The following is a 19,561-nucleotide window of genomic DNA, read 5'->3' as shown; positions in this document are numbered from 1 at the left end:
TCAGCAGGAATTCGATTGCTGCCCCCCTCGCGCCCCGCGCTAGGCGGCGACGCGGCCCTGCTTGCGCATCTTGGCCAGCTTCTTGAGCACCATGTCGCGCTTCAATTTGGACAGATGGTCGATGAACAGCACGCCTTCGAGGTGGTCCATCTCGTGCTGGAGGCAGACCGCGAGCAGCCCGTCGATCTCCTCCTCGTGGCGCTCGCCATGCTCGTCGAGCCAGCGCGCCTTGACGCGGTCGGGGCGCATCACGTCGGCAAATTGCTCGGGCACCGAGAGACAGCCCTCGGTATAGGGAATGTCATTCTCCGAGGTCTCGAGGATTTCGGGGTTGATGAAGACGCGGGGGTCCTTGACCGGCTCGCCGCCCTCTTCCTCGGGTTCCTGGAGGTCGATCACGAGGATGCGGATGGGATGCCCGACCTGCACCGCCGCCAACCCGATGCCGGGGGCGTCGTACATCGTCTCGAACATGTCGGCGATGAGCTTGCGATGCTCGTCGGTGACTTCCGCGACGGGCTTTGAAATCTGCCGGAGCAAGGGGTCCGGGGTCTCGTAGATCGGTAGAATGGCCATGCCGGCTATCTAGGCGCGAAAGCGGCTGTTTTCAAGCGATTGACTAGGCCACCGGGCGGCGCAGTCGCAACGCCTGCGCGAGCGTGCCCTCGTCGAGATAATCGAGCTCGCCGCCGACCGGCATGCCGCTCGCGAGCTGGGTCACCCGGACGCGAAGCCCCTCGAGCCGCTCGGCGAGATAATGCGCCGTCGTCTGCCCCTCGAGCGTGGCGTTCATCGCCAGCACCACTTCCTCGACCGCCCCGGCCTCGATCCGCGCCACCAGCGCGTCGATGGCGAGGTCCTCGGGGCGCACCCCGTCGAGCGCCGAGAGGCGCCCGCCAAGGACGTGGAACCGGCCGGCAAAGAGCTTGGAGCGGTCGAGCGCCCACAGGTCGGCGACGTCCTCGACCACGCAGAGCGACTTCTCGTCGCGGCGCGGGTCGGTACAGATGCCGCACGGATTGTGCGTGTCGACATTGCCGCAGATGTCGCAGGTCTCGAGCGTGTCGGCGACCGTCTCGAGCGCCTTCAAAAGCGGCACGAGGCTGGTCTCGCGCTTCTTGATGAGGTGCAGCACCGCGCGCCGCGCCGAGCGCGGTCCGAGCCCCGGAAGCCGGGCCAGCGCCTGCGTGAGCGCGTCGAGTTCGGGCGATGCCATGGCAAAAGGACATAGGAAAAGCTTCGGCAATGCGCCATAGGCTGCGCTCATGCGTGTCATCATGATGGGAAGCCCCGATTTCGCCGTGCCGAGCCTCGACGCCATCGTCGCGGCGGGCCATGAGGTTGTGGCCGCTTACAGCCAGCCGCCCCGCCCTGCCGGTCGCGGCAAGAAGGACCAACCCACCGCCATCCACCGCCGCGCCGAGCAACTGGGCATCCCGGTCTTCATCCCCAGGTCGCTCAGGAAGCCCGAGGCGCAGGCGCAATTCGCCGCACACGAGGCCGACGTGGCGATCGTGGCGGCCTATGGGCTGATCCTGCCGCAGCCGGTGCTCGACATGCCGCGGCTCGGCTGCGTCAACGTCCATGCCTCGCTCCTGCCGCGCTGGCGCGGGGCGGCGCCGGTGCAGCGCGCGATCATGGCGGGCGACGAGACGACCGGCGTCACGCTGATGCAGATGGAAGCCGGGCTCGACACCGGCCCGATGCTGATGAAGCGCGAGACCCCCATCGCCGACAAGGACGCCGCCGCGCTTACCGAGGAATTGGCGCACATGGGCGCCGCCATGGTCGCCGACTGGCTCGCCGACCCTGCCGCCTACCCCGCCGCGCCGCAGCCCGCGGAGGGCGTCACTTATGCCGCCAAGATCGACAAGGCCGAGGCGCGCACCGACTGGTCGCGCCCCGCGGTCGAAGTGCAGCGCCACATCCAGGGCCTCTCCCCCTTCCCCGGGGCGTGGACCGAGCATGGGGGAACCCGGATCAAGCTGCTCGCCGCCGCGCCGGCGGACGGCAGCGGCGCCCCCGGCACCGTGCTCGACGATGCGCTGACCATCGCCTGCGGTGACGGCGCGGTGCGGATCATGCGCGCGCAGCGGGCGGGCAAGGGGGCGCAGGACGCCGACGTGCTGCTGCGCGGCTATGCCATTTCCAAGGGCGACATGCTGTCGTGACCCGTTGGCGGCTCACGGTCGAATTCGACGGCGAGCCCTTCATGGGCTGGCAGCGGCAGGATCACGGCCCCTCGGTGCAGCAGGCCATCGAGGAAGCAATTGTCCGCATGACCGGCGAGGAGGCGCGACTCCACTGCGCCGGGCGCACCGATGCGGGCGTCCACGGCCTCGCCATGAGCGCGCATGTCGACCTCGACAAACAACTGACCGGGTTCCGCCTATGCGAGGGATTGAACGCGTTGCTTCGCCCCGCGCCCATCGCCATCCTTGCCGCCGAGCCGGTCGACGACGACTGGCATGCGCGTTTCAGCTGCATCGGGCGGCGCTACCTCTATCGCATCCTCAACCGCCGCGCCCCGCCGACGCTGCTCAGGGGCAAGGTCTGGCACGTCCCGCAGGAACTCGATGTCGAGGCGATGGCGGCGGGCGCGAAGTATCTCGAAGGGCGCCACGACTTCACCACCTTCCGGTCGGTCCATTGCCAGAGCCGGAGCCCCGACAAGACGCTCGACAGCCTCACCGTCGTACGCGTCGGCGAGGAAGTGCAGTTCCGCGTCGCGGCGCGCAGCTTCCTCCATCACCAGGTCCGCTCGATGGTCGGCACCTTGAGCCTCGTCGGGCGCGGCCAGTGGCATCCCGATGACGTGAAACGCGTGCTCGAGGCGAAGGATCGCCAGCAACTCGGGCTCAACGCGCCCCCCGACGGCCTCTATTTCGTGCGGGCGCTCTACCCGGCCGACTAGCCCTGGCTCTGGGCGAGCATCTCGAGCGCCTTGGGCTGCGAGAGGAAATCGTGCGGGCTGGCGGTCAGCCCGTAGGCGCCCGCGCAGAAGATCGCGACGACATCGCCCACCGCCGTATCCTCGGGCATCGACACCTGGTCGCCGAGGAGGTCGAGCGGGGTGCACAACCGCCCGACGATATTCATCGGCACGGTCGCCTCCTCCCCCATCCGCGATGCGTTGGCGATCGGATAGTTGCGGCGCAGGAACTGCCCGAAATTGCCGCTCGCGGCGAGCATGTGCTGGAGCCCGCCGTCGGTGACCGCGAAGGTCTGCCCGCCGCTCTCCTTGAGATCGAGGATCCGGGTGAGATAGACCCCCGCCTCGCCGACCAGCCAGCGACCGAGCTCGACGATCAGCCGGGTCTCGGCGAAATCGGGCGGGAGCCGCGAGAGCGCCTGCGCGAGCCCCTCGCCCACCGCGTCGAGCGCCAAGGGCGTCTCGCCCGCATAATAGGGAATGCCGAACCCGCCCCCGAGGTTGACCTCGGCGGGCACCATCCCCGTCTGCGCGGTCAGCGCGACGACGAGGTCGAGCGTCGCGGCCTGGGCGGCCACGATCGCCTCGGCCGACAGGCTCTGCGAGCCGGCATAGACGTGGTAGCCGCGCAGGTCGCAGTCCTGGTCGAGGAGGTAAGCGACGAGGTTGGGTACCCGCTCGGCATCGACCCCGAAGGCGCTCGCCAGCCCCCCCATCTTCATCCCCGCGCCCTTGAGGAGGAAGGGCGGGTTGACGCGGATGGCGACCTTGGGACGGATGCCCACCTGCGTGGCGACATCACACAGACGCTGCGCCTCGCCCTCGCTCTCGACATGCACCACCACGCCCGCACGCAGCGCGGCCTCATGGTCGGCGATGCTCTTGCCCGGTCCCGCGATCGACTTGGGCAGGTCATGATGCGCGACCCGGGCGATCTCGCCGCGCGAGGCGAGGTCGAAGCCGTCGACCAGCGCGGCCATGCGGTCGAGCAGCGGGCCAAAGGGATTGGCCTTGACCGCATAGTGCAGCTTGAGGCGGCTCGGCATGACCCGCCGGAAGGCGGCGACCTGTGCCTCGACCCGCTCGACATCGTAGAGGAACAGCGGGGTCCCGCCCGCTTTCTCGATCCAATAGCCCACCGGGTGCCGCTCGATCTCGAGCGCGCCATTGGGCGCGGGTCCGAAACCCGCCGGAATGCTCCCCATCGCCTTCACTCGGTCATGCCCTCCAACGCCCTGCGATCGACCTTCCCGGTCGCGCCCTTGGGTAGCGCCTCATGCCACAGGATACGCCGGGGTGCGAAGTGCGATGGCGCGGTGCGCCGGAAATGCGCGAGCACCGCGCCATCATCGCCGTCTCCGACCGCGTGAAGCACGATCGCCGCGCCGAGCGCGGGGTCGGGCCGCGCGGTGATCACCGCCTCGCGCACCCCGGGAGCGGCGAGCGCGACCTCCTCCACCTCGGTCGGGCTGAGCCGATTGCCCGATACCTTGATCATCGCATCGGCGCGGGCGCGGAAATGGAGCAGCCCGTCGGCGTCGCGCACGAAGCGGTCCCCCGACCAGACCGCGTTCCCCCCATAGCGGCTGTGCGCCGGCGCCGGGCGAAAACGCCGCGCGGTCTGTTCGGGCGCCTGCCAATAGCCCTGCGCGACAAGCGGCCCCGCCTGCACCAGCTCGCCTTCCTCGCCGGCCGCGCAGGGACTGCCATCCTCGCGCACCACCATCAGTTCGGCATGCGGGATGGCGGTGCCGACGCTTCCCGGATGCGCATCGGCCAGCTCGGGGTCGAGGCTGGCGGCGCGAAACGCCTCGGTGAGGCCGTACATGAGATGGAGGCGCGCGCGCGGGAAAGCAGCGCGCAGCTGGCGGAAAAGCGGTTCGCTCATATGCCCGCCGGTGTTGGTCAGAGTCTCGAGGCTCTCCCTCGCCCCCTCCCAGTCGAGCGTCATCAACTGGTGCCACAGGGGCGGGATGCCCGCGAGATAGGTGGCGGCGTGCTTGTCGACCGCCTTCTTCACGTCGTTGGGCAGCAGATAGTCGAAAGGGATGACACAGCCGCCGCCGCGCCACGTCGCGAGCAGCTGGTTCTGCCCATAATCGAAGGCGAGCGGCATCACCGCGAGGTTGCGCGTGTCGGGGGTGATGCCGGTATAGTCGGCGACGGCTTCGGCGCCAAAGCCAAGGTTGGCGTGGCTCAGCATCACCCCCTTGGGCGCGCCGGTCGAGCCCGAGGTATAGAGCAACGCGGCGAGCCGGTCGGGATCGTGGTCCGAGGGCGGCAGCGGCGCGCCGCCGAGCGCGGCGGGGTCGACCCACCGCGCCTCCGCCTCGACCAACCGTCCGCGCGCTTCGGGCGCCAGCAGCAGGCTGGCCCCGCTGTCGGCGAGGATATGCGCGACCTGGCGAGCCTTGAGCACCGGGTTCACCGGCACGTGCACCAGCCCCGCGCGCGCCGCCGCGAGCGGCATCAGACAGGTGACGAGGCTCTTGCGGTCCCAGCTCGCCACCCGATCGCCGGGTTCGAGACCCTGTTCGAGAAGCCAGCCCGCCAGCCGCCCCACCATCGCCTCGAGCGTGGCATAGTCGTAGGATGCCGCGCCGAGGATCAGCGCGGGGGCGCCGAGCGCGCCATGGCGGGTCAGATGATCGAGCGGCGTCGCGTTCATCGCCCTGTCCCTAGCGTCATGCTTGCGAAAAGCCCACGCTTTGCCTATCGCGCTGCCCACCATGACTGCCCTTCAGCATCCGCAGGACGCGCAAAGCGATGCCGCCACGGTCGATGCGACCGTCGCCGAGCTTCTCGTCGAGACCGTCGGCCTCGACCCGGTCGAGGTGCGCGGCTTCGACGAAGCCAGCGAATTGTTCGGCGCGCTGCCCGAGTTCGATTCGATGGCGGTGGCGCAGTTCCTGACCGCGCTCGAAGAGCGGCTCGGCGTGCTGATCGAGGACGACGACGTCGACGCCGAGGATTTCCTCACCTACGGCCGCCTCATCGCCTTCGCGCGGCGACTGGCGCTGGGCTAGACGAAAAAGCCCCCGCCAAAGCGAGGGCCTTTCCACCATCGGTGATTTGCGGCGCGCTTATTCGGCCGCCGCCTTCTCGGCGAATTCCAGCTCGGCGAGATAGCGCTCGGCGTCCAATGCGGCCATGCAGCCGGTGCCCGCGGCGGTGACCGCCTGGCGGTAATGCTTGTCCATCACGTCGCCGCAGGCATAGACGCCCGGTACGTTGGTGCGCGGGGTGCCCGGTTCGACGACGAGGTAGCCGTCGCTGTCGATCTCGAGCTTGCCCTCGAACAGCTCGGTCGCGGGCGCGTGGCCGATGGCGACGAAGGCGCCCTCGCAGTCGACGCGGCTGACCTCGCCTGTCTTGGTCGATTTGACATCGAGCCCGACGAGCGCCTGCGGATCGCCGCCGAGGACGAACTCCTCGACCGTGTGATCCCACAGCACCGTGATCTTCTCGTTGGCGAAGAGGCGGTCCTGCAGGATCTTTTCGGCGCGTAAGGAATCGCGGCGGTGGATCAGCGTGACGTCGTCGCTATGGTTGGTGAGGTAGAGCGCTTCCTCCACGGCCGTGTTGCCACCGCCGATGACCGCGACCTTCTTGCCGCGATAGAAGAAGCCGTCGCAGGTCGCGCAGGCGCTCGCGCCCTTGCCCTTGGCATGTTCCTCGCTCGGCAGCCCGAGCCACTTGGCCTGCGCGCCCGTCGCGATGACCAGCGTGTCGCAGGTGTAGATCGTGCCGCTGTCCCCCTTGAGCGTGAAGGGACGCTTGGACACGTCCACTTCCATGATGTGGTCCCACACGGGCTGCGCGCCGACATTGACCGCCTGCGCCTTCATTTCCTCCATCAGCCAGGGACCTTGGATGACGTCGCGGAAGCCGGGATAATTCTCCACCTCGGTGGTGGTGGTGAGCTGGCCGCCGGGCTGGATGCCCTCGACGACGATCGGCTTCATGCCCGCGCGCGCGGCGTAGATCGCGGCGGTCCAGCCGGCGGGGCCCGACCCAAGGACGAGCATCTTGGAATGTTTGGTATCGGTCATGATGCGGGAAACCTATGCGCGGGCGGGGCCGCTTTCAACTAGACCAATCGGCTCTGTTCGAGCGCGGCGGCGATGAAGCTCGAGAAGAGCGGGTGCGGGTCGAACGGGCGGCTCTTGAGTTCGGGGTGATACTGGACGCCCACGAACCAGTTGAGGTCGGGCCGCTCGACGATCTCGGGGAGCCGTCCGTCGGGGCTCATCCCGCTGAACACGAGCCCGCCCTTGGAAAGCCGGTCCATGTAATTGGCGTTGACCTCGTAGCGGTGGCGGTGGCGCTCCGAGATGTCGGTGGTGCCGTAGATCTCGGCAACCTTCGAGCCGGGCGCGAGCGTGGCGGGATAGGCGCCGAGCCGCATGGTGCCGCCAAGATCGCCCTCGGCGCTGCGCTGCTGGAGCCCCTCCTCGCTCATCCATTCGGTGATGAGGCCGATGATCGGCTCGCCCTCTTCGCCGAACTCGGAGGTCGTCGCCTGCTCGATCCCCGCTTCGCTGCGCGCCGCCTCGATGCACGCCATCTGCAGGCCGAGGCAGATGCCGAAGAAGGGAATGTTGCGCTTCTTGGCAAAGCTGATCGCGGCGATCTTGCCTTCCGAGCCGCGCTCGCCGAAGCCGCCGGGCACGAGGATGCCGTGCAGCGGCTCGAGTTCGGCGACCAGATGCTCCTCGTCGCCCTCGAACAGTTCAGCATCGATCCACTGGATGTTGACCTTGCAGCGGTTGGCGAACCCGCCGTGGACGAGCGCCTCGCGCAGCGACTTGTAGGCGTCGGGCAGCGCGACATATTTGCCGACGACCCCGATCGTCACCTCGCCCTCGGGGTTGGAGATGCGGTCCATGATGTCGTGCCAGGTCGACAATTCGGGCGCGGGCGCGTCGTCGATGCCGAAGGCGTGGAGCACCTCGGCGTCGAGCCCCTCGTGGTGATATTGCAGCGGCACGTCGTAGATCGAGCGCGCGTCGAGCGCCTGGATCACCGCGCTCTCGCGCACATTGCAGAACAGCGCGATCTTGCGCCGCTCGTTGTCGGGCAGCGGATGTTCGGAGCGGCACAGCAGCACGTCGGGCTGGATCCCGTAGCCGGTCATCTCGCGCACGCTGTGCTGGGTCGGCTTGGTCTTCAGCTCGCCCGCCGCCGCGATATAGGGCACCAGCGTGGTGTGGACGAAGCACACGTTGGCGCGCCCCAGATCGTTCGACAGCTGGCGCAGCGCCTCGATGAAGGGCAGGCTCTCGATATCGCCGATGGTGCCGCCGATCTCGCAGATCACGAAGTCGAGCCCCTCGATGTCGTTGAGCGCGAACTGCTTGATCGCGTCGGTGACGTGGGGGACCACCTGCACGGTCGCGCCGAGATAGTCGCCGCGCCGCTCCTTGGCGATGATCGTCTGGTAGATCCGCCCCGAGGTCACATTGTCGCTCTGGTGCGCCGACACGCCGGTGAAGCGCTCGTAGTGACCAAGGTCGAGATCGGTCTCGGCGCCGTCGTCGGTGACGAACACCTCGCCATGCTGGTAGGGGCTCATCGTCCCCGGATCGACGTTGAGATAGGGGTCGAACTTACGATTGCGGACCTTGTAGCCACGCGCCTGGAGGAGGGCACCCAAGGAGGCTGCCAACAGACCTTTGCCGAGCGAGGAGACCACGCCGCCGGTAACAAAAATAAACCGCGCCATGGGGGTGTTGCCTTAGGCATGAGTGGGGCGATGTGGCAAGCACTCGAATCGCCGCCACGGCTAAAAAATTGTCGAAAAGCGGGACGGCCCCGCCTCGAACCGCCTTACTGGGCGAGCGGGACGCCGTCCTCGGCCGGGGCGGGCGCTGCCGGCTCGGCCGGCGCGGCGGGGGCGGTCTCGCCCGCCACCGGGGCGGTCTCGCCCGCGAGGCTGGTGTCGAGCCCGCCTTCATCGCCGCGCGTCGCGGCCACCGCGGCGAGCACGATCGACATGCCGACGAACAACGTGGCGAGGACCGCGGTCGAGCGCGACAGGAAGTCGGCCTTGCCGCGCGCGGTCATCAGCCCCGCGCTCGACCCGCCGACCCCGAGCCCGCCACCTTCCGACCGCTGCATCAGGATCGCGCCGACGAGCGCGGCGGCGATCAGGGTCTGGACGACGAGAAGGAAGGTGTACATGGCCGCAGGATCTTTCTGAAACGTCTCGTGGGGCGAAGCGCGCACGGCACGGCGCGCGCTCGCGATGCGGACCGCGACCTAGCGTCATCCGCAGCCGATTTCAACACGCCCGCGCCGCCGGCAGCAAAAAGGGGCCGGCAACCCTCCCCGGGTGCCGACCCCTTGCTAGCCCCTGGGCTCTCGCCCGGTTCTTAGTTGGCGCCCTCAGCGCCCATGTCGTGACCGGCATGCGCGTCGACCTCGGCAGCGGCCTCGACCGCCGCTTCGGCACCGGCTTCGACCGCCGCTTCGCCCTCGGCCTCGGCCATGGCCTCGACCGGGCGGTCGCTGGCATCGGCGATCAGGTCGGCGGCGTTGTACAGCGCGATCGCGCCACCGGCGTCCTTCTGCAGGCCGTCGACCGGGATGCGGACGATCTTGTCATCCGCCAGCGCGAGCTGGATATATTCGTCGGTGATCTCGTCGATCGTGCCGAACTCGACGCCGGCGACGTCCTTGACCGGCTTGCCGAGCGTGACCGAGGCTTCGGCGGCCGCCAGGTTGGCATCGACCGCGGCGTTGAGATCGGCGGCGCTCATCGCGAACAGCAGCTTGCCCTCGTGCGGGGTGAAGCTGGCGACGGGGACCGGCACGTCGTGACGATCGGTGCGAATGGTGATCAGGTCGTTACCGGCCGACACCACGGTGCCGACGGCGTTGCCGTTGGTGTCGACGACTTCCATCCCGGCAGTCACGCCGGCGGGCTGCGCGGCAAACGCCGGCGCCATAGGGGTCATCGCAACAAGAGCAGTGGCGGCAAGAGCAGTGCTGAGAAACTTCATGGAAACCTTTCCCTTTGAATTAGTTTGGGTTTTCTATCAAAACCCGCCTGACGTCAGGCTGAATGGATGGCCGGGCGAACGTTAATCTTTCGCTGCGGCGGCCGCGGCATGCACGATCGGCATGAAATCATCGGGGGCAAGGCTGGCGCCCCCGACCAGTGCGCCATCGACCCCGTCGATGGCGAAGATGTCGGCAGCATTCGATCCCTTGACCGAGCCGCCGTAGAGAATCCGGATCGACGCGGCGCCCTCGCCGTAGCGCCGCTCGAGCACCTCGCGAATGCGCGCGTGCATCGCCTCGATGTCGCCCGCCGAGGGCACCTTGCCAGTCCCGATCGCCCAGATCGGCTCGTAGGCGATCGACAGGTGGATGGGCGCGGTGACCATGTCGGGGAGCGAGGCGTCGAGCTGGTCGCCCACGAAGTTGAGCGCCTGCCCGGTCTCGCGCACCGCGAGGCTCTCGCCCACGCACAGGATCGTCTTGAGCCCGGCGTCGATCGCCAGCTCGGCCTTGGCGCGCACCTGCGCGTTGGTCTCGCCGAGCAGCTCGCGCCGCTCCGAATGGCCGACGATGGTGAGCTTGGCGCCGGCATCCTTGACCATCTGCGCCGAGACAGAGCCGGTGAAGGCGCCCTTGGGCTCGTGGTGGATGTCCTGCGCGCCGATGAGGAAGCCGGGGCTCGCCGCGACCGCGCGCGTGATCAGCGTGGCCGGGACGCACAGCGCCACCAGCACCTCGTCGATCGTTTCGGTCTCGATCGACACATGGGTGATGTTCCCGAGCTCGGCCCGGGTGCCGTGCATTTTCCAGTTGCCCGCGACAAACGGCCGTTTCGCCATGATCAGATCCCCACCCTAACGTGAACGCAAGCGCCCCTAGCAGGCCGCGGGCGCGGCTGACAAGGTGGGCGCGGGCGCCGCGGGCACCTCGCTTATTGAAACCGGGTCGCAGTAGCCCTAAAGCCGCAGGCGAACCTTATCCGCTCGCATCCAAGAGACCCATCCATGCTGTCGAAAATCCGCAACCTGTCGAAATCGGCAGTCGGGACGATCTTCCTGTTCGGCTTCCTGCTCCTGATCGTCGGCAGCTTCGCGCTCGCCGACCTGTCGAATTTCAATATCGGCGGCGCGGGGGGCGGTGGCGACACCCTCGCCGAGGTCGGCGACGAGGAGGTTTCCGACGCGATGCTGAGCGAGGCGCTCCAGCGCCAGCTCGGGCTCGTGCGCCAGCAGAACCCCGAAGCGGTCTACGGCGACTTGGCCGACGAGTTCGACCCCATCCTCGAGGCGCTGATCGACGAGCGCGCGCTGGTCGCCTTCGGCAAGGCGCACGGGTTCCACATCTCGAAGCGGCTGGTCGATGCCGAGATCGCGCGGCTGCCCGGGGTGGCCGGGCTCGACGGGCAGGTCACCGACGCCAGCTACGCCGCCTTCCTCGCGCGCAACAACCTGTCCGATGCGCAGGTCCGCATGCTGATCGCCGCCGACCTGCGCCAGCGGCTGCTCGTCGCCCCGGTCGGCGCCAACCCGCGCGTGCCCTCGGGCATGGCGCAGGTCTACGCCTCGGTGCTGCTCGAGAAGCGCTCGGGCCGCGTCGCGCTGGTCCCGACCGCGCCGATCGCCGCCACGATCGAGCCGAGCGAGGAGGACATCGCCACTTACTATGCGCAGAACGAGGCGCGCTACACCGTGCCCGAACAGCGCGTCCTGCGCTTCGCCCGCTACGACGGCGCCGCGCTGGCCCGGATCGCCGCCACCGATGAGGAAGTCGATGCCGCGATCGCCGCGCGCGCCGACGAGATCGGGACCCGCGAGAGGCGCGTGATCAGCCAGGTCGTGCTGCCCGACCTCGAGACCGCCAACGAGATCGTCGCGCGCGCCGGCACCATGAGCTTCGCCGAGGCGGTCGCCCCCGCGGGCTACAGCGCCGCCGACATCTCGGTCGGCCCGCAGACGCTCGCCCAATTCCGCCAGCTGGCGGGCGATGCCGTCGCCGAGGCGGCGTTCGAGGCCGCGCCGCGCAGCCTCGTCGGGCCGGTCCGCTCGCCCTTCGGCTGGCACGTCGTGCGGGTCGGCGAGGTCACCGTCGAGACCGGGCAGGACGAGGCCGAGGCGCGCGCCGCGGCACGCGAGGAGATCACCACGGGCAAGCGCCGCAACGCGCTGCTCGACGTGGTCGCCGATGTCGAGGATGCGCTGCGCGAGGGCGAGAGCTTCGCCGAGGTCGCCCAGCGGTTCGGGTTGCAGCGCATCGAGACCCCCGCGGTCACCGCCGCGGGCAACGCGCGCGACGATGCCGACTATCGCTTCCCCGAGGCGCTGCGCCCCGGGCTCGACGCGGGCTTCGCGATGTTCGCCAGCGACGACCCCGAGATCGTCCTTGTCGAGGACGGCACCGGCTTCGTGATCGTCGACGTGGCCGAGGTGATCGAGCCCGCGCCCGCGCCGCTCGCCAGCATCCGCGACCGGGTGCGCGCGGACTATATCCGCACCACCGCCGAACAGCGCGCCGGCGCGCTCGCCAACCAGATCGTCGCCCGCGTCAAGGACGGCACGCCCTTGGCCGAGGCGGTCGCGGCGGTCGCGGCCGAGAGCGGGTTCGACCTGCCCGCGCCCGAAAGCCCCGAACTGCGCCGCCTCGACCTGCTCCAGTTCGGCGCCAACGCCCCGGCCCCGCTCGCCATGCTGTTCCGCCTCGCCGAAGGCGGGGTGCGCACCGTGGGCGATCCGCAGGCGCGCGGCGTGTTTGTGGTCGAACTGGCCGAGATCGAACGCGGCAACGCGCTGACGCAGACCGACCTCATCAGCCAGACGAGCCAGGCCTTCCGCCAGACGCTCGAGGGCGAATTGCAGCAGCAGTTCATGCTCGCGGTGAAGGATGATCTCGGGGTGACGCGCAACGCGGCCGCGATCGAGGCGGCGCGCGCGCGCATCATCGACGGGGGCAACTGATCCCCCGCCTGCTCGCGCTCGACAACCGCGACAGCTTCACCTTCACGCTCGTCGACTATCTGCGACAGGCGGGCGCCGAGGTCGCGGTCGCGCGCAGCGATGCACTCGACCTTGACGCGGCGCTGGCCGCCGGCGCCGACGGGATCATGGTCTCGCCCGGCCCCGGCGCGCCCGAGGACGCGGGCCTCTCGGTCGCGCTCGCCGCCGCCTGCGTGGCGGCGCGCCGCCCCTTCCTCGGCGTCTGCCTCGGGCACCAGGCGCTCGCGCTCGCCTGCGGCAGCGAGGTGCGGCGGGTCGCGCCGATGCACGGCAAGATCGCGCAGGTGCGCCACGACGGCAGCGGGCTGTTCGCGGGCCTGCCCTCGCCGCTCGCCATGACCCGCTACCATTCGCTCGCGGTGCCCGCCCCGCGCCCCCCGCTGCTCGCCAACGCGTGGAGCGCCGACGGGCTGTGCATGGGGCTGCGCCACGCCGAGGCCCCCGCGCATGGCGTCCAGTTCCACCCTGAGAGCATCGCCAGCGAGGCCGGGCGCGAGCTGATCTCCGCCTTCGTGGCTCTTTGCGCGGGCGAAACGGCTTGACAGCCGCCGCGACGGTTGCCTAGATGTTCCATGTTCGTTCTCCATGGGAACAAATGCCGTGAACCATCCTAGGCCGAGGGGGACCCGATGCTGACGCCGAAGCAACACGAACTGCTTGCCTTCATCAACCAGCGCCTGACGGAGACGGGGATCAGCCCCAGCTTCGACGAGATGCGTGAGGCGCTCGACCTCAAGTCCAAGTCGGGGGTGCACCGGCTGATCGGCGCGCTCGAGGAACGCGAATTCATTCGCCGCCTGCCCAACCGCGCCCGCGCGCTCGAGGTCCTCAAGCTGCCCGAGGGGCTGGCCGAGGCGCCGGACACCCCGGCCCACGCGGCTCGCCCGCGCACCGTCGATGTCGTCCCCGCCCCCGCCAATGACGTGGTCGAGATCCCGCTCCACGGCCGCATCGCCGCGGGTACGCCGATCGAGGCGCTGCAGGGCAACGAAGGCTTTGCGGTCCCCGCCGCGCTGCTCGGTCCGGGCGAACATTATGCGCTCGAGGTGGCGGGCGATTCGATGGTCGAGGAAGGCATCCTCGACGGCGATTTCGCGCTCATCCGCAAGGTCGAGAACGCACGCGACGGCGAGATCGTGGTGGCGCTGGTCGACGGCGAGGAAGCCACGCTGAAGACCTACCGCCGCGAGGGGCAGATGGTGCGGCTCGATCCTGCCAACGCCGCCTATGCCGCGCAACGCTACGAGGAAGGCCGAGTCGCGGTGCAGGGCCGGCTCGCCGGGATCATCCGCCGCTACTGATGCGCGCGCCCGCCGCCCTTGTCCCGGCGCTGGCGTGCCTCGCCTGCGCCGCGCCTAGCCTGTCGCCCGAGGAGCCTGCCGTGCCCAGCGCCCGTTTCGACTATGTCGAACTGCCCGCCACCGACCTGCCCGCCACCAAGGCCTTTTACGAGGCCGCGTTCGGCTGGTCGCTGACCGATTTCGGCCCCGACTATGCCGCCACCGTCACCAACGATACCGACATCGGGCTCGCGGGGCCGGGCAGCGACGCGCCCGCCGCGCCGCTGCCGGCGATCCGCACCGACGACCTCGAAGCCGCGCTCGAGCGCGTGGTCGCGGCAGGCGGGCGGCTGGTGCGCCCGATCTTCGCCTTTCCGGGGGGACGCCGGTTCGAGGCGGTCGACCCCTCGGGCAACCGCGTCGCCGTCTACGAACCCGACGCCCCCGAAGGCGGCGGCGACGCGGTCGCCGAATAGGGCGACCAGGGAAGGTGGCGGCCTCGCGCCGCCACCGTCTCGACCCGCGGCTCTGCGCTCAGGTGCACGGCCACCCCGCCGCTTTGCGCCAGCGTCTCGCGGTCGAGCTTGAGCCAGCGCGGCGTGCAGGCCTTCGGCAACCAGCGTTCGCTGACGACGATATCGGCGCGCGCGCAGGCCGCGACCAGCTCGCGCCAGGCAATGAAGTCGCGCGAGCGGGTCGCCAGGATGCGCCACTGGCGCCCGTCGCGCTCGATCACCGCGAGGCAGGCATCGCGGTTGCAGCGCGCCAGTGTGGATTGCTCGAGCGCGGGTAGCGCGCCGTCCTGCCCCGCCCCTTCGGCCAGCATGTCGCGCACGAAATCCCCCGCGCGGGCGCGCAACAGGTGCGGCACCCCCGCCTCGTCGAGCAGCGCGAGATGCCGCCCATCGCCGGTGACGAGCAGCGGCGGGCGCGGCGCGGCGAAGGCGACCGCCCGCCGAGCCAGAGCGGCACCCCCGCCCAGCGCCAGCCTCGCTGCCACAGGCACAGCCAGAGGAAGCCGACGATGCAGGCGGCAAAGGCGGGGCCCGGCATGCTCGGCACCATCGCCACCGCGCCGGGGCTGGCCGAGACCCCGTGCGCGAGCGCGGTCAGCGCATCGAGCGTGAGCCCCGCCACCCACCAGGCGGGCGCGCCGAGCCCGACGAGGTCGAGCACCAGCCCGAGCGCGAGCGCGGGCATGATCAGGAAGGTGGTGAGCGGGATCGCGATGAGGTTGGCCGCGACCCCGTAGAGCCCCGACTTGTGGAAATGGAACAGCGCGAAGGGGATGAGCGCGAGTTCGACCGCCAGCCCGGTGAGGAGGAGCGCGAGGAAGCCGCGCGCGAGGCGGCCGCCGATGCCGTCGTCGCGCGGCGCCAGCCAGCCGCGCACGCGCGGGTGCGCGTGGAGCGCGATGATCGCGGTCACCGCCGCGAAACTGAGCTGGAAGCTCGCGCCCGCGATCGCCTCGGGACGAACCAGCAGGATCAGCGCCGCCCCCGCCGCGACAAGCCGCAGCGACAGCGCCTCGCGCCCCAGCGCCATCCCCGCGAGCACGAGCAGCGCGGCGATGCAGGCGCGCACCGTGGGCACCTGCATGCCCGTCAGCAGGGTGTAGCCCACCCCCGCCAAGGCCCCCATCGCCGCCGAGACGATGATCAGGTTGTACCGCGCCGCGAGCCGCGGCGACAACGCGAGCAGCTTGAGCGACAGCAGCATCGCCCCGCCCACTACCGCGGCGATATGCAGCCCCGATACGGCGAGCAGGTGCGCCAGCCCCGAGCGGCGCATCGCCTCGGCATCCGCCTTGTCGACCGCATTCTTGTCGCCCGTCGCGAGCGCGGTGGCGATGCCGTCACCGCGTCCCGGCAGGCGATCGCGCACCCGCTCGCCCAGCGCCATGCGCCAGCCCGACAGCCCCGAGGGGGCGCTCGGCGCGAGGATCTCGACGTCGCCCAGCGCGGTGCCCACCGCGCCGATCTGGGCAAACCAGGCGGTGCGCGCGAAATCATAGCCCCCCGGTACCGCTATCGTCGGCGGCGGGGTGAGCCGTGCGCGCAGCGCCACCCGCGCCCCTGCGCCCATCGCCGGGTCATATTGCGCCGCGCGCAAGCTCACCCGCACCCGGCGCGGCAAGCGCGCGTCCTCGAGCGCCAGCGTCAGCCGCCAGCGGTCCTTGGCGACGAGCGGCTCGACCCGCTCGACCGTGCGCTCGATAGTGGCGATCTGGATCCGGTCCAGCACCTGGTGCGCCACCGCCTCCGCGCGAAGCCAGATCCACCCGCACCCCAGCGCGATCGCCAGCGATCCGACCAGCAGCGCCTCGCGCATGCGCCCCTGCCCGCGCGCCGCCAGCCCCGCCAGCCCGAACCCGAGCAGCATGATGCCGGCGCGCACCGGCGTGCCCGGCGCGACGAACCACAGCGCGACCCCGGCCCCGAAGGCGACCACGATCCACAGCGGCAGCTGGGCCGTTCGGCCTCGAGCAGCCGTTCGAGCCCCTTGCGCACAAGGGCCCACGCCGATACGAGGCCGCCGAGCCGACCCGGTTGCATGGACCCCCGCCGCGGCGGAGTCTGCAAACCTTCCATGGCCGTAACAACAAAGGATTTGCCGCGTGTGCGCAAGCGAAACTGACAATCAGGTGGTCACCCGCTTTGCCCCCAGCCCTACCGGTTTCCTCCATATCGGGGGGGCGCGCACCGCGCTGTTCAACTATCTTTTCGCCCGCCACCACGGCGGCAAGTATCTCGTCCGCATCGAGGATACCGACAAGAAGCGCTCGACCCCCGAGGCGATCGCGGCGATCCATGACGGGCTCGACTGGCTTGGGCTGCTCGGCGACGAGGAGCCCGTCTTCCAGTCGCAGCGCGCAGAGCGCCACGCCGAAGTCGCGCAGGCGCTGCTCGACAAGGGCGCGGCCTACAAATGCTATCTCACCAGCGACGAGTTGACCGCGCGCCGCGAGGCCGCGCAGGCCGCCAAGAAGCCCTTCCGCCTCAATTCGGAATGGCGCGATTGCGAGCCCGGCCCCGAGCAGGAGGGCCAGCCCTTCGTCGTCCGCCTCAAGGCCCCCAACGAGGGCGAAACGGTGATCGAGGACATGGTCCAGGGCCGCATCAGCGTGAAGAACGAGGAAATCGACGATTTCATCCTGCTGCGCTCGGACGGCACCCCGACCTACATGCTCGCGGTGGTGGTCGACGATCACGACATGGGGGTCACCCACATCCTGCGCGGCGACGACCATCTCAACAACGCCTTCCGCCAGCTGCCGCTGATCAAGGCGATGGGCTGGCGCGAGCCGACCTACGGCCATGTGCCGCTGATCCACGGGTCGGACGGCGCCAAGCTGTCGAAGCGCCACGGCGCCCTGGGGGTCGATGCCTATCGCGAAGAGATGGGGCTGCTCCCCGAAGCCGTCTTCAACTACCTCCTCCGCCTCGGCTGGGGGCATGGCGACGAGGAGATTATCGACCGGGAGCGCGCGATCGAGCTGTTCGACGCGAGCGGGATCGGCAAGAGCCCCTCGCGCTTCGACACCAAGAAGCTCCTCAACCTCAACGGCCACTATATCCGCGAGGCCGACAATGCCCGCCTCGCCGATCTGGTCGCCGAGGAAGCGGGGGCCACGAGCGAGGGCGACAAGGCGCTCCTCACCCGCGCCATGCCCGAGCTCAAGGCGCGCGCGCGCGACCTGCACGAGCTCGCCGCGGGCGCGACCTTCCTGTTCAAGCAGCGCCCGCTCGCCATGACCGACAAGGCCGAGCAGCTGCTCGATGACGAGGCGCGCGAGAATCTGGCGCTGGCGCATGCAGCCTTGGCCGATCTGCCGCGTTGGGAAATGGAGACGGTGGAAACTGCCGTTCGCGAGGTTGCGGAGAAGGCGGAATTGAAGCTAGGGAAGCTCGCCCAACCGCTGCGCGCGGCCCTGACGGGTAGCAATACATCGCCGGGCATCTTCGACGTGCTGGTCCTGCTGGGCCGCGAAGAGAGCCTTGCACGCATCGCCGACCAGATGCGCAACGCTGAATAGAGATTACGGAGTCGAATAGATGAGTGACAAGACCGCCACCCTGAACGTTGATGGATCCAGCCTCGAGCTGCCCGTTCTGCCCGGTTCGGTCGGCCCGGAAGTCGTCGACATCCGCAAGATGTACGGCCAGACGGGCAAGTTCACCTACGATCCCGGCTTCACCTCGACCGCCTCGTGCCAGAGCGCGATCACCTATATCGACGGCGGCGAGGGCATCCTCCTCCACCGCGGCTACCCGATCGACCAGCTCGCCGAGAAAGCGAACTTCCTCGAGGTCGCCTACCTGCTCCTCCACGGCGACCTGCCCAAGCAGGAAGAGCTCGACGAGTTCACCCAGACGATCACCTACCACACGATGGTGCACGAGCAGTTGGCGCAGTTCTTCCGCGGTTTCCGCCGCGACGCGCACCCGATGGCGGTGATGACCGGCGTCGTCGGCGCATTGAGCGCCTTCTATCACGACAGCACCGACATCACCGATCCGCAGCAGCGCCTGATCGCCTCGCACCGGCTCATCGCCAAGATGCCGACGATCGCCGCGATGGCCTACAAATATTCGGTCGGCCAGCCCTTCGTCTATCCGCAGAACGACCTCAGCTACACGGGCAATTTCCTGCGCATGACCTTCTCGGTCCCGGCCGAGCCCTATGAGGTCAATCCCGTGATCGAACGGGCGATGGACCGGATCTTCATCCTCCACGCCGATCACGAGCAGAATGCCTCGACCTCGACCGTGCGGCTTGCCGGTTCCTCGGGCGCCAATCCCTTCGCCTGCATCGCGGCGGGGATCGCCTGCCTGTGGGGCCCCGCGCATGGCGGCGCCAACGAAGCGGCCTTGAACATGCTGCGCGAGATCGGCGACGAGAAGAACGTTAAGGCCTATGTCGACCGCGCCAAGGACAAGAACGACCCGTTCCGCCTGATGGGCTTCGGGCACCGCGTCTACAAGAATTACGACCCGCGCGCGAAGGTCATGCAGCAGACCGCCGAGGAAGTGCTCAAGGAACTGAACATCTCCGACCCGGTCCTCGACGTTGCCCGCCAGCTCGAGCAGATCGCGCTCAACGACGACTATTTCATCGAGAAGAAGCTCTACCCGAACGTCGACTTCTACTCGGGCATCATCCTCAACGCGATCGGCTTCCCGACCGAGATGTTCACCGCGCTCTTCGCGCTGGCGCGCACCACCGGCTGGGTCGCGCAGTGGAACGAGATGATCTCGGATCCCGAGCAGAAGATCGGCCGCCCGCGCCAGCTCTATGTCGGCGCGACGCAGCGCGACTACGTCCCCGTCGGCGAACGCTAGGCCCGGAACAGA

At 69.4% G+C, this 19,561-nt stretch carries 20 protein-coding genes; 9 read left to right on the top strand and 11 right to left on the bottom strand.

Annotated features, from left to right (window positions below; genetic code table 11):
• Positions 1 to 39 precede the first annotated feature (39 nt).
• Both def and recR read right to left on the bottom strand, forming a co-directional pair.
• Entirely contained in the window at positions 40 to 576 is a 537-nt protein-coding gene (gene def, locus L8951_RS10290; protein ID WP_244382968.1) for a peptide deformylase, read from the bottom strand.
• Between the two features lie 43 nt (positions 577 to 619).
• Positions 620 to 1,216, bottom strand: a complete 597-nt coding sequence (gene recR, locus L8951_RS10285; RefSeq protein ID WP_244382967.1) for a recombination mediator RecR — start codon at positions 1,214 to 1,216, stop codon at positions 620 to 622.
• Positions 1,217 to 1,265: 49 nt separating this feature from the next.
• Here recR and fmt point away from each other — a divergent pair, with 49 nt between their 5' ends.
• Together fmt and truA are read left to right on the top strand one after the other, a co-directional pair.
• Entirely contained in the window at positions 1,266 to 2,171 is a 906-nt protein-coding gene (gene fmt, locus L8951_RS10280; protein ID WP_244382966.1) for a methionyl-tRNA formyltransferase, read from the top strand.
• Positions 2,168 to 2,914: a tRNA pseudouridine(38-40) synthase TruA gene (truA, locus tag L8951_RS10275; RefSeq protein ID WP_244382965.1), complete on the top strand. Its 747-nt coding sequence runs from the start codon at positions 2,168 to 2,170 to the stop codon at positions 2,912 to 2,914. Before fmt ends, truA begins: the two co-directional genes overlap by 4 nt.
• Here truA and L8951_RS10270 read toward each other — a convergent pair.
• Both L8951_RS10270 and L8951_RS10265 read right to left on the bottom strand, forming a co-directional pair.
• Positions 2,911 to 4,146, bottom strand: coding sequence for a pyridoxal-dependent decarboxylase, exosortase A system-associated (locus L8951_RS10270; RefSeq protein ID WP_244382964.1), 1,236 nt, complete (start codon positions 4,144 to 4,146; stop codon positions 2,911 to 2,913). The two genes, truA and L8951_RS10270, sit on opposite strands and share 4 nt — an antisense overlap.
• Positions 4,143 to 5,600: an AMP-binding protein gene (locus L8951_RS10265; protein WP_244382963.1), complete on the bottom strand. Its 1,458-nt coding sequence runs from the start codon at positions 5,598 to 5,600 to the stop codon at positions 4,143 to 4,145. Before L8951_RS10265 ends, L8951_RS10270 begins: the two co-directional genes overlap by 4 nt.
• A gap of 61 nt (positions 5,601 to 5,661) precedes the next feature.
• Between L8951_RS10265 and L8951_RS10260 the strand changes: the two genes are divergently transcribed.
• Entirely contained in the window at positions 5,662 to 5,958 is a 297-nt protein-coding gene (locus L8951_RS10260; RefSeq protein ID WP_244382962.1) for an acyl carrier protein, read from the top strand.
• A 57-nt stretch (positions 5,959 to 6,015) separates the two neighbouring features.
• Here L8951_RS10260 and trxB read toward each other — a convergent pair whose 3' ends face one another.
• The 5 genes from trxB to tpiA form a co-directional block, all read right to left on the bottom strand.
• Positions 6,016 to 6,984 (bottom strand): thioredoxin-disulfide reductase, encoded by a 969-nt coding sequence (gene trxB, locus L8951_RS10255; protein ID WP_244382961.1) that lies wholly within the window; start codon positions 6,982 to 6,984, stop codon positions 6,016 to 6,018.
• A 38-nt stretch (positions 6,985 to 7,022) separates the two neighbouring features.
• On the bottom strand, positions 7,023 to 8,657 hold the full coding sequence (locus L8951_RS10250; protein ID WP_244382960.1) for a CTP synthase: 1,635 nt from the start codon (positions 8,655 to 8,657) through the stop codon (positions 7,023 to 7,025).
• Positions 8,658 to 8,761: 104 nt separating this feature from the next.
• Positions 8,762 to 9,115, bottom strand: a complete 354-nt coding sequence (gene secG, locus L8951_RS10245; RefSeq protein WP_244382959.1) for a preprotein translocase subunit SecG — start codon at positions 9,113 to 9,115, stop codon at positions 8,762 to 8,764.
• A 191-nt stretch (positions 9,116 to 9,306) separates the two neighbouring features.
• Positions 9,307 to 9,936 (bottom strand): hypothetical protein, encoded by a 630-nt coding sequence (locus tag L8951_RS10240; RefSeq protein ID WP_244382958.1) that lies wholly within the window; start codon positions 9,934 to 9,936, stop codon positions 9,307 to 9,309.
• A gap of 81 nt (positions 9,937 to 10,017) precedes the next feature.
• Positions 10,018 to 10,776 carry a triose-phosphate isomerase gene (tpiA, locus tag L8951_RS10235; protein WP_244382957.1) on the bottom strand — a complete coding sequence of 253 codons (759 nt, stop codon included), beginning with the start codon at positions 10,774 to 10,776 and terminating at the stop codon, positions 10,018 to 10,020.
• A 165-nt stretch (positions 10,777 to 10,941) separates the two neighbouring features.
• Between tpiA and L8951_RS10230 the strand changes: the two genes are divergently transcribed.
• The 4 genes from L8951_RS10230 to L8951_RS10215 all read left to right on the top strand — a co-directional run bounded on the left by L8951_RS10230 (position 10,942) and on the right by L8951_RS10215 (position 14,683).
• The gene (locus tag L8951_RS10230) at positions 10,942 to 12,888 is read left to right on the top strand and encodes a peptidylprolyl isomerase (RefSeq protein ID WP_244382956.1); all 1,947 of its coding nucleotides are present in this window, start codon (positions 10,942 to 10,944) and stop codon (positions 12,886 to 12,888) included.
• Positions 12,888 to 13,469 carry an anthranilate synthase component II gene (locus L8951_RS10225; RefSeq protein WP_244383236.1) on the top strand — a complete coding sequence of 194 codons (582 nt, stop codon included), beginning with the start codon at positions 12,888 to 12,890 and terminating at the stop codon, positions 13,467 to 13,469. The genes L8951_RS10230 and L8951_RS10225 overlap by 1 nt, the downstream gene beginning before the upstream one ends.
• An 87-nt stretch (positions 13,470 to 13,556) precedes the next feature.
• Entirely contained in the window at positions 13,557 to 14,228 is a 672-nt protein-coding gene (lexA, locus tag L8951_RS10220) for a transcriptional repressor LexA (RefSeq protein WP_244382955.1), read from the top strand.
• Between the two features lie 80 nt (positions 14,229 to 14,308).
• A complete protein-coding gene (locus L8951_RS10215; protein WP_244382954.1) occupies positions 14,309 to 14,683 on the top strand; it encodes a VOC family protein in 375 nt (124 codons plus the stop codon).
• Here the strand turns inward: L8951_RS10215 and L8951_RS10210 are convergent.
• Positions 14,635 to 15,033: a hypothetical protein gene (locus L8951_RS10210; RefSeq protein ID WP_244382953.1), complete on the bottom strand. Its 399-nt coding sequence runs from the start codon at positions 15,031 to 15,033 to the stop codon at positions 14,635 to 14,637. The genes L8951_RS10215 and L8951_RS10210 overlap by 49 nt on opposite strands.
• Entirely contained in the window at positions 14,940 to 16,658 is a 1,719-nt protein-coding gene (locus L8951_RS10205; RefSeq protein WP_244382952.1) for a ComEC/Rec2 family competence protein, read from the bottom strand. Before L8951_RS10205 ends, L8951_RS10210 begins: the two co-directional genes overlap by 94 nt.
• Positions 16,659 to 16,824: 166 nt before the next feature.
• On the opposite strand from L8951_RS10205, the gene gltX reads away from it, so the two are divergent.
• Together gltX and L8951_RS10195 are read left to right on the top strand one after the other, a co-directional pair.
• Positions 16,825 to 18,243, top strand: a complete 1,419-nt coding sequence (gene gltX, locus L8951_RS10200) for a glutamate--tRNA ligase (RefSeq protein ID WP_244382951.1) — start codon at positions 16,825 to 16,827, stop codon at positions 18,241 to 18,243.
• Between the two features lie 19 nt (positions 18,244 to 18,262).
• Positions 18,263 to 19,549 carry a citrate synthase gene (locus L8951_RS10195; protein WP_244382950.1) on the top strand — a complete coding sequence of 429 codons (1,287 nt, stop codon included), beginning with the start codon at positions 18,263 to 18,265 and terminating at the stop codon, positions 19,547 to 19,549.
• The last annotated feature ends 12 nt before the right edge of the window (positions 19,550 to 19,561 follow it).

The organism is Sphingomicrobium astaxanthinifaciens (assembly GCF_022865105.1).
Classification (GTDB): domain Bacteria; phylum Pseudomonadota; class Alphaproteobacteria; order Sphingomonadales; family Sphingomonadaceae; genus Sphingomicrobium; species Sphingomicrobium astaxanthinifaciens.
Note: the sequence above shows the minus strand (reverse complement) of the source record. Positions and strands in the feature narration are given on the sequence as shown.

Coding starts and splice junctions, on each gene's coding strand:
- def (WP_244382968.1), bottom strand. CDS start 576: ATGGCCATTCTACCGATCTACGAGACCCCGGACCCCTTGCTCCGGCAG.
- recR (WP_244382967.1), bottom strand. CDS start 1,216: ATGGCATCGCCCGAACTCGACGCGCTCACGCAGGCGCTGGCCCGGCTT.
- fmt (WP_244382966.1), top strand. CDS start 1,266: ATGCGTGTCATCATGATGGGAAGCCCCGATTTCGCCGTGCCGAGCCTC.
- L8951_RS10265 (WP_244382963.1), bottom strand. CDS start 5,600: ATGAACGCGACGCCGCTCGATCATCTGACCCGCCATGGCGCGCTCGGC.
- L8951_RS10260 (WP_244382962.1), top strand. CDS start 5,662: ATGACTGCCCTTCAGCATCCGCAGGACGCGCAAAGCGATGCCGCCACG.
- trxB (WP_244382961.1), bottom strand. CDS start 6,984: ATGACCGATACCAAACATTCCAAGATGCTCGTCCTTGGGTCGGGCCCC.
- L8951_RS10250 (WP_244382960.1), bottom strand. CDS start 8,657: ATGGCGCGGTTTATTTTTGTTACCGGCGGCGTGGTCTCCTCGCTCGGC.
- secG (WP_244382959.1), bottom strand. CDS start 9,115: ATGTACACCTTCCTTCTCGTCGTCCAGACCCTGATCGCCGCCGCGCTC.
- L8951_RS10240 (WP_244382958.1), bottom strand. CDS start 9,936: ATGAAGTTTCTCAGCACTGCTCTTGCCGCCACTGCTCTTGTTGCGATG.
- tpiA (WP_244382957.1), bottom strand. CDS start 10,776: ATGGCGAAACGGCCGTTTGTCGCGGGCAACTGGAAAATGCACGGCACC.
- L8951_RS10230 (WP_244382956.1), top strand. CDS start 10,942: ATGCTGTCGAAAATCCGCAACCTGTCGAAATCGGCAGTCGGGACGATC.
- lexA (WP_244382955.1), top strand. CDS start 13,557: ATGCTGACGCCGAAGCAACACGAACTGCTTGCCTTCATCAACCAGCGC.
- L8951_RS10210 (WP_244382953.1), bottom strand. CDS start 15,033: ATGCTGGCCGAAGGGGCGGGGCAGGACGGCGCGCTACCCGCGCTCGAG.
- L8951_RS10195 (WP_244382950.1), top strand. CDS start 18,263: ATGAGTGACAAGACCGCCACCCTGAACGTTGATGGATCCAGCCTCGAG.